Here is a 7712-nt window from a genome sequence, read left to right on the forward strand (position 1 = left end):
CGATTGAGGCCGTAGTTGGCGTTGCTCCAGAGCCCGGAACCAAAATTGAATGTGGAGTCAGTGCTGGCGCCAGTTGCATCGATTGATGTTGTGGCGGTGATCAAGTGCGCCGCGGCCCCCGCTGGGATCGTCACAGATGTGCTTGTCGAACCCTGGCTGCTGAGCGATTGAGTACCGGTGGTATCGCCATCAAGTGTGACGGATAGCTTCGCCGCGGTCGTGTACGCCGAGGGCGCTGTTACTGTGCACGTCACCGGGGAGGTGAGGGCGTCTCGTTGCCAGCTGCCGTCCGTATACGGAGCAGGGCAGGAGATCGCAGCGGTCGGTGCCGTGCTTGCGATGAACGACCATGTTGGCGATGTCTCGGTTTTAACTGTCGTGGAGCCTCCGCTCGTGCCGCGTACCGTCACGGTCCAGTAGTAGGTGGTCCCCGGCGTCAGTGCGGTTGCCGGGATCTGGAACGCACCCGTGATCCAACCGCTGTCGGCCACCGGATCATTCGTAGCTGCGCCATTCGTGATGACGTAGTCGAACTGAGCGTCTGGGCCGAAGGCGTCATTGTCGGGCGCGACCGAGAGCGATCCGGCTGTATCTGCCTCCGCTCCGTCGGCGGGAGTAGGAGTCAACGTTTTCGAGGACCAGTCGCCGAGACCAAAGGAGTACGCGTTCGTTGCGATAGAGGTGCCGCGGGCGTCGTCAACCTCGACCGCGATCGTGTGCACGCCACCCTGCGCAGGTACCGTTACCGAGGTCGACGTGGCGCCGGTTTCGGAAAGGTCATTGAGGCTGTCGAGATCCCCGTCCAGATTGACCGTGAGCTGTTGATTGCTGCTCTGTTCCGCGGGCGTGATCACGGTGCACGTGATGTCAGCCGACGGCACTGTCGTCGCCCAGCTACCAGCAGCGTATGGGCTCGGACAAGAGATCGTCGGCGCTTGTGGGTTGGTGTACCACCCCTGCACATCCACGATGTAGTTCGATGCGTCGGCGACGTTGCGAAGCGCGATCTTCCCGTTCGCGCCGAGCGGGACGGTGATCGTGTTGGTGCGGATGTCGTCGGCTTGGAAGTTGATCGCCGTCGTACCAGGGTTTGTCGCTCCGTCGGCGTAGACCTGCGCGTAGCCGGCGCTGCTCGGGTGGGAGACGATCAGCGTCAGCGTCACCGCGGTGATCCCAGAGCCCATGACGGGCACACCGGCTTGCCCGGCGATCTGAATCGACCGGGTCTCGCTCTTGGCCAGTGCCGTGTTCCCGGACGCCCGGGAGTCGTAGGCGCGTCCGTAGGAGGGGGTGAACACTGCGCCGTTGGTGCCGGCGGCGGTGAAGTACCCCTGAAGGTCGATCACGAGATTCACGGTTGACGAGCCGTTCGCAACCGTGATCTTCCCGTCCGAGGACAGCGGCACCTGCGCCTGCATCGCCGTGGTCACGGACGGGGCGTAGTGCAGCGCATTCTGCGGCCTCGTTCCCCCAGTCGCGTACGGGGTGAGGTAGCCGTCACTGCTGGTGCTGTTGATCGCAAGGAGATTCACCACCACGCCCGACGCACCCGACGGGATCCCGTTCGACCCGGTGATCTGCACGTCCACACTGCCCCCGGGGGCGATCGTCGCCTTGGTGGCGCCGAGGCCGGAGCGGGTGTCGACAATGCGCTTCGCAACCGGCACGAACCCACCGGCGGCGGTACCGTCCGTGTTCGTGGTGTAGTAGCCCTGCACGTCCAAGATCAGCCGCGCACTGGTCTCGGTCATCACCTGGATCGTGCCGTCCGAACCGACCGCGATCGTGGCGCTGTTCGACGTGTACTGGCCGGACACACCGTTATAGATCAGCATCGTCGTCCGCCCCGAGTTCGCATCCGGACGACCGAACAACGTGCCAGCGCCGCTCGAGGACCCGACCGTCGCGTTCAACGACAGCGCTCCGACCGAACCGTCAGTCGGCAGCCCGGCAACGCCGGTCACCTTGATGGTCCGATACGTACCGGCCTCCATCGGCGTGCTGAAGCCGCCCGTGCCCGTCTTCGTGTCGAGGATGCGACCCGTCGCAGGAACGAACACACCACCGGTACCCGTGTCATTCAACGCCTGCGCCGGCGGTGTGGCCCACAGCAATGAACCGATGAGTGCTGCCGCGGCGAGGACCGCGGCGGCCAAGCCGCGCTTCCTCGCTCGCGAAGCGTGCAGGACTGGTTGCACGAGACCCCCTCTGTGAGCGAACTGCACGAATGGCTGTTCGTCCTCGCAGCGTAAGAGCAGAGCACGCCTTGATAAGTGTCACCCAAACGGGGTTCAATAGAGAAAGCCCAGATCAGAGGCGGTAGTACCGGTGCGGTCTTAATGCACTCTCAGCGCAATGCTTCGCTTGGCATCGAAGTTGTCGCAGCCGACGATGCCGATCAGCGGTTTGAGCTGTCCGGGCGCTTCACAAGCACTGCAGTCGGTCAGAGCTTCCGCGACTTCCGGCTGAGCCGTTCCGTGCCGCGGGGGTGTTCAGCATTCGGCCGAGGCGCCGGTCAGCGCTCGTTCTCACCCTCAGCGCGTCTCGACCAAATCCAAAGTTGAGGCGTGCTGGCGCGTTGGGGGGGGCTTGCGAGACGACCATTGCCCGTCCGGTGCTCGCGCTTGGCGGCCGACGTTGATCGTTGGCGCCGACTATTCACAGATGTCGACGGCTGCGGTCGACAACCATCGCGGAACCGCGCAACTGACAAGTCACTGTTGTCGGTGCGTCCCGCCGTGACGTCGCAGGGCGTGACGGCTTCGCGCAGAGTTCTCGCACAGCCGGAATCCGATGCCGAGCCGATGCGTAGGCTTCGGGCGGGCTCTGAAGACGGTGCCCGTGAACTGGAGGTCGATGTGGGTGGGACGATCCGGTTCAGGCCGACCCGGGACGCGGCCGAGTGGGACGCGCTCGTCGCAGCACACCCCGGCGCGACCGGGTTCCACGACTGGGGCTGGCTCACGCTGCAGGCCGAACTGTTCGACTGGCGGTTCGAGCCGCTCGTCGTCCTGGTCGACGGCGCAGCGGTCGGCGTGTTCCCGGTGCTCCTGCACCATGGAGCGCTGCGTCGGCCGGTGCAGGCGCCGTTCCCGTTCGTCGGACCGCTCGTCCCGGAGCACCGCCTGGCAGCGACCCTCCGGGCGTTCCGTCGGTGGCAGCTCCGGCACGGCGTGCTCGTGGCACGGTACGACCTCGGCCCGGACGCCGCCGTCGCTCCGGCCTCGGCCACGACCCGCGCAGGTGTCCTCGGCGCACCGGACCGGACGTACGTCGTCGACCTCGTCGACGCGACGATCGAACGACTGGAGCAGGGCATGAAGCGCGGCGCCCGACAGGCGCTCCACGTCGCCGAGCGCAAGGGTGTCCGGATCAGGCCGTCGGAGCCGGGCGAGCTGACCGAGTTCCTCCCGCTCGTGCTCAGCGAGTCGTACTCGAGCCGAGGCGTCCCGTCGCCGTACCCGGACGACATCGGCGCACGGATCGAACGGTGGGCCGCCGAGAGCGGCGATGTCCACACGGCGACCGCACTCGTCGACGGGGTCGTCGCCGGTGTCATCGTCGCGCTGACGCGGCACCCCGTCGTCACCGGGTGGGCTGGCGGGACCCTCCGGGCGTTCCGGAGCGTGAACCCGAGCACGCCGCTCTACTTCGACGTGATCCGCCATGCCCTCGAGCACGGGCACACGGCCGTCGACCTCGTCGGGTGGGTGGACGAGGGCATCAGCCGGTTCAAGATGTCGCTCGGGGCGACGGAGCGACCGTTCACGACGGTCGTCTCGTCTCCCCTGCCACCCGCGGTCCGCACCGGCGCACTGGCGCTCCGGCAGCGGGTGTCCCGACGTCGCTGAGGTCCGTGCTGCCGTCAGGCGCGGTCGTGGAGCGTGACGTGGTAGCCGTCCGGGTCGGCGAACGTGAATGTCCGCCCGAACGGGCCGTCGATCGGCGCACTGACGATCCGGTGGCCGTCCGACACGAGGGCGTCGTGGATCTCCTGCACGCCCTCGGCGTGGAACCAGGCGGCGATGCCGACGCCGGGCTGCGGCACCGTCGCGAGGTCGGTGCCTTGGACGACGTCGCGCAGCGCGAACGCGATCGGCTTCGTGTCGAAGACGACGGCGTGCGGTGGGCCGGCCGGTGAGCGGACGAGACCGAGGTACCGCTCGTAGAACGCCTGCGAGGCGTCGAGGTCGCGGACCTGGAAGGAGATGAAGTCGGGGCCGGTGACGGGCATGGTGTCGCTCCTCGGTTGATGTGTCAGTTTCCTGACATGGAGCCTATGTCAGAATGCTGACATGCGTCAAGACTCCCCCGGCATCGACCTCGAGACGTCACTCGGCTACTTGCTGAAGGAGGCCTCGAGCGCCCTGCGTGGCGCCATGGAGGACGTCCTCCGACCGCTCGGCATGAACATCACGCACTACTCGTGCCTCGAGCTGCTCGCCCAGCGCCCGGGGCTGTCGAACTCGGACCTCGCCCGCGGGGCGTTCGTCACCAGGCAGACGATGAACGTCCTGCTGCAGGCACTGGAGCGGGACGGTGTGGTGGCCCGCTCCCCCGAGGACGGGGCCGGGAAGGTCGTCCCGGTGACGCTGACCGACCGGGGACGCGAGGACCTGGCGCGGGCGACCGCCGCGGTCCGCGGCGTGGAGGACCGCATGCTCGCCGGCATGACCGTCGAGGAGCAGGCTGCAGCGCGTCGGGCGTTGCGCTCGATGGTGACGTCGCTGCGCGCGGCGTAGGACGTCGACCACAGGTCGGAGGGGCGGGTCGACGGGGAATCGATCCGCCCCTCCGGCTCGGATGGGCTGCTCGTCAGGCCGGTCTGGCGTCACGAGCAGGGGCACGTCACTCCCCCGCGGAGTCATCCTGTTCGGTGGCGTCGTCCTGCTCGGTGGGCACGTCGTCGGCGTCGATCTCGAGCGCGGCGTCCTCGCGTCCAGACTCCTCGAGGAACTGCTCGTCGGTGTCCGGCTGCTCGGGGGCTCCGCCCGCGGTGGTCTCTTCGGCAGGGTCAGGCTGGCTGTAGGTCATGCGCAGGACCGTACGCGCCGACTGCTGAGCGTGCCGGTCGTCAGCTCCCGACGAAGTCCGCGAGGTGCTGCGCGGTCAGCGTCGACCGAGCCGCGACCAGCGCCGCCGGCGTGCCCTCGAAGACCACCCGCCCACCGTCGTGCCCGGCGCCCGGACCGAGGTCGATGATCCAGTCCGCGTGCGCCATCACGGCCTGGTGGTGCTCGATGACGATCACGGTCCGACCAGCGTCCACCATGCGGTCGAGGAGACCGAGCAGTTGTGCGACGTCGGCCAGGTGCAGACCCGTGGTCGGCTCGTCGAGGACGATCACGCCGCCGGGCTCGCCCAGGTGCGTCGCGAGCTTGAGGCGTTGGCGCTCCCCGCCGGACATCGTGGTGAGCGGCTGCCCGATCGTGAGGTAGCCGAGGCCGACGTCGGCGAGCCGCTCCAGGACGGCGTGCGCGGCCGGGATGCGGGCATCGCCCTCGGCGAAGAAGCGCTCGGCCTCCGTCACCGACATCGCCAGCACGTCGCTGATGTCCTTGCCGCCCAGGTGGTACTCGAGCACGGACTGGTCGAAGCGTCGTCCGTCGCACTCTGCACAGGTCGTCGAGACGCCGGCCATCATGCCGAGGTCCGTGTACACGACTCCGGCGCCGTTGCACGCGGGACAGGCGCCGTCGGAGTTCGCGCTGAAGAGCGCCGGCTTCACGCCGTTGGCCTTCGCGAACGCCTTGCGGATCGGTTCGAGCATGCCGGTGTACGTCGCCGGGTTGCTGCGGCGGGACCCGCGGATCGCGCTCTGGTCGATCGTGACGACGCCGTCGCGACCGGACAGCGCCCCGTGCACGAGGGAGCTCTTGCCGGACCCTGCCACGCCGGTCACCACCGTGAGCACCCCGGTGGGGACGTCGACGTCGACCGCCCGCAGGTTGTGCGCCGACGCCCCGCGGATCTCGAGGGCCCCGGTCCGGTCACGGACCTCGGTCTTGAGCGGCTGCCGATCGCCGAGGTGTCGGCCGGTGACGGTGTCGCTCCCCCGCAGACCGTCCACGGTGCCCTCGAAGCAGACGGTGCCACCGGCCGTCCCCGCCCCGGGGCCGAGGTCGACGACGTGGTCCGCGATCCGGATCACCTCGGGTTTGTGCTCGACGACCAGGACGGTGTTGCCCTTGTCACGCAGACGCAGCAGCAGTTCGTTCATCCGCTCGACGTCGTGCGGGTGGAGCCCCGTGCTCGGCTCGTCGAAGACGTACGTGACGTCGCTCAACGCCGAGCCGAGGTGCTTGACCATCTTCACCCGCTGGCCCTCGCCACCGGACAGCGTGCCGGTGGGGCGGTCCAGCGAGAGGTACCCGAGGCCGATCTCGACGAACGAGTCCACGGCGTCCCGCAGGCCCTCCAGGAGGGGCCGACGCTCGGCGCGTCGAGCTCGTGCAACCACCGGGCGAGGTCGCTGATCTGCATCGCACAGACGTCGGCGATGTTCTTCCCAGCGATCCTCGATGACCGAGCCGTGTCGTTGAGGCGCGTTCCCTCGCACGCCGGGCAGGTCGTGAAGGTCACGGCCCGGTCGACGAAGGCGCGGACGTGGGGTTGCATCGCCTCGCGGTCCTTCTGCAGGAACGACCGGCGGCACCGGAGGACGAGCCCCTCGTACGTCATGTTGATGCCGGCGATCTTGCGTTTCGTCGGTTCGCGGTACAGGAAGTCCTGACATTCCTGGTCGGTGTACTCCCGGATCGGCTTCGTCTTGTCGACGTAGCCGGACTCGGCGTACATGCGGACCATCCAGCCGTCCGTCCCGTAGCCCGGGATCGTGATCGCCCCCGCCGCGAGGGACTTCGTGTCGTCGTAGAGCTGGGAGAGGTCGATGTCCGTGACCTGCCCGCGGCCCTCGCAGTCCGCGCACATCCCGCCGAGCCGGTTGAAGGTGACGTGCTCGGCCTTCACGTCGGTGCCCTTCTGGACGGTGATCGCTCCCCCGGCCGACACGGTGGCGAGGTTGAACGAGAACGCGTTCGGGCCGCCGACGTGCGGCTGTCCGAGGCGGCTGAAGAGGACACGGAGCATCGCGTTGGCGTCCGTCACCGTCCCCACGGTGGACCGTGGATCCGCGCCGATGCGCTCCTGGTCGACGACGATGGCGGTCGTCAGTCCGTCGAGCACGTCGACGTCCGGCCGACCGAGCGACGGCATGAACCCCTGCACGAACGCGCTGTAGGTCTCGTTGATCATCCGCTGGGACTCGGCCGCGACCGTGCCGAAGACGAGTGAGCTCTTGCCCGAACCGGATACGCCGGTGAAGACCGTCAGACGGCGTTTCGGCAGGTCGACGTCGACGTCGCGGAGGTTGTGCTCGCGTGCCCCGCGGACACGGATGCGGTCGTGCTGGTCGGCGGCGTGCCCGGAACCGGTGTGCATGCGGATCACGGTAGCGCGGACCCGTGCCCGACCGACCACCCTGTGGAGCGAGCCGACCCGGCGGCGGCGATCCGAGCCTCCAGGCCGCTGCGGAGCAGTCTCCTAACGGGACGGCGCGAAGCGACGGACCAGATCGGGGAGCTCGGCCGGTTCGAACGGTTCGGTCGTCGCGTCCAGCTCGTCCGCGGTCCACCACCGCGCGGCGGTGATGTCGACCCGCTCGTCCTCGGTCCACCCCGCGTCCGACAGTTCGAACCCGTCGTCCGGACGAT

General features: G+C 68.3%; 5 protein-coding genes and 1 pseudogene. 2 read left to right on the forward strand and 4 right to left on the reverse strand.

Annotated features, from left to right (window positions below; genetic code table 11):
* The coding region (locus tag I59_RS03785) for a hypothetical protein (RefSeq protein ID WP_148286074.1) at nucleotides 1-2156 on the reverse strand (2156 nt) is incomplete at its 3' end.
* A gap of 702 nt (nucleotides 2157-2858) precedes the next feature.
* On the opposite strand from I59_RS03785, the gene I59_RS03790 reads away from it, so the two are divergent.
* Nucleotides 2859-3851 carry a GNAT family N-acetyltransferase gene (locus I59_RS03790; RefSeq protein ID WP_022902729.1) on the forward strand — a complete coding sequence of 331 codons (993 nt, stop codon included), beginning with the start codon at nucleotides 2859-2861 and terminating at the stop codon, nucleotides 3849-3851.
* A gap of 14 nt (nucleotides 3852-3865) precedes the next feature.
* On the opposite strand, the gene I59_RS03795 is transcribed toward I59_RS03790, so the two are convergent.
* The gene (locus tag I59_RS03795; RefSeq protein ID WP_022902730.1) at nucleotides 3866-4234 is read right to left on the reverse strand and encodes a VOC family protein; all 369 of its coding nucleotides are present in this window, start codon (nucleotides 4232-4234) and stop codon (nucleotides 3866-3868) included.
* A 61-nt stretch (nucleotides 4235-4295) separates the two neighbouring features.
* Between I59_RS03795 and I59_RS03800 the strand changes: the two genes are divergently transcribed.
* A complete protein-coding gene (locus tag I59_RS03800; protein ID WP_022902731.1) occupies nucleotides 4296-4742 on the forward strand; it encodes a MarR family winged helix-turn-helix transcriptional regulator in 447 nt (148 codons plus the stop codon).
* 106 nt (nucleotides 4743-4848) lie between these two features.
* Here I59_RS03800 and I59_RS03805 read toward each other — a convergent pair whose 3' ends face one another.
* On the reverse strand, nucleotides 4849-5034 hold the full coding sequence (locus I59_RS03805; RefSeq protein ID WP_022902732.1) for a hypothetical protein: 186 nt from the start codon (nucleotides 5032-5034) through the stop codon (nucleotides 4849-4851).
* Between the two features lie 40 nt (nucleotides 5035-5074).
* Nucleotides 5075-7440: pseudogene (locus I59_RS19110) on the reverse strand (ATP-binding cassette domain-containing protein).
* Nucleotides 7441-7712 lie beyond the last annotated feature (272 nt).

The organism is Curtobacterium sp. B8 (assembly GCF_000333315.1).
In the GTDB taxonomy this organism is placed as follows: Bacteria; Actinomycetota; Actinomycetes; order Actinomycetales; family Microbacteriaceae; genus Curtobacterium; species Curtobacterium luteum.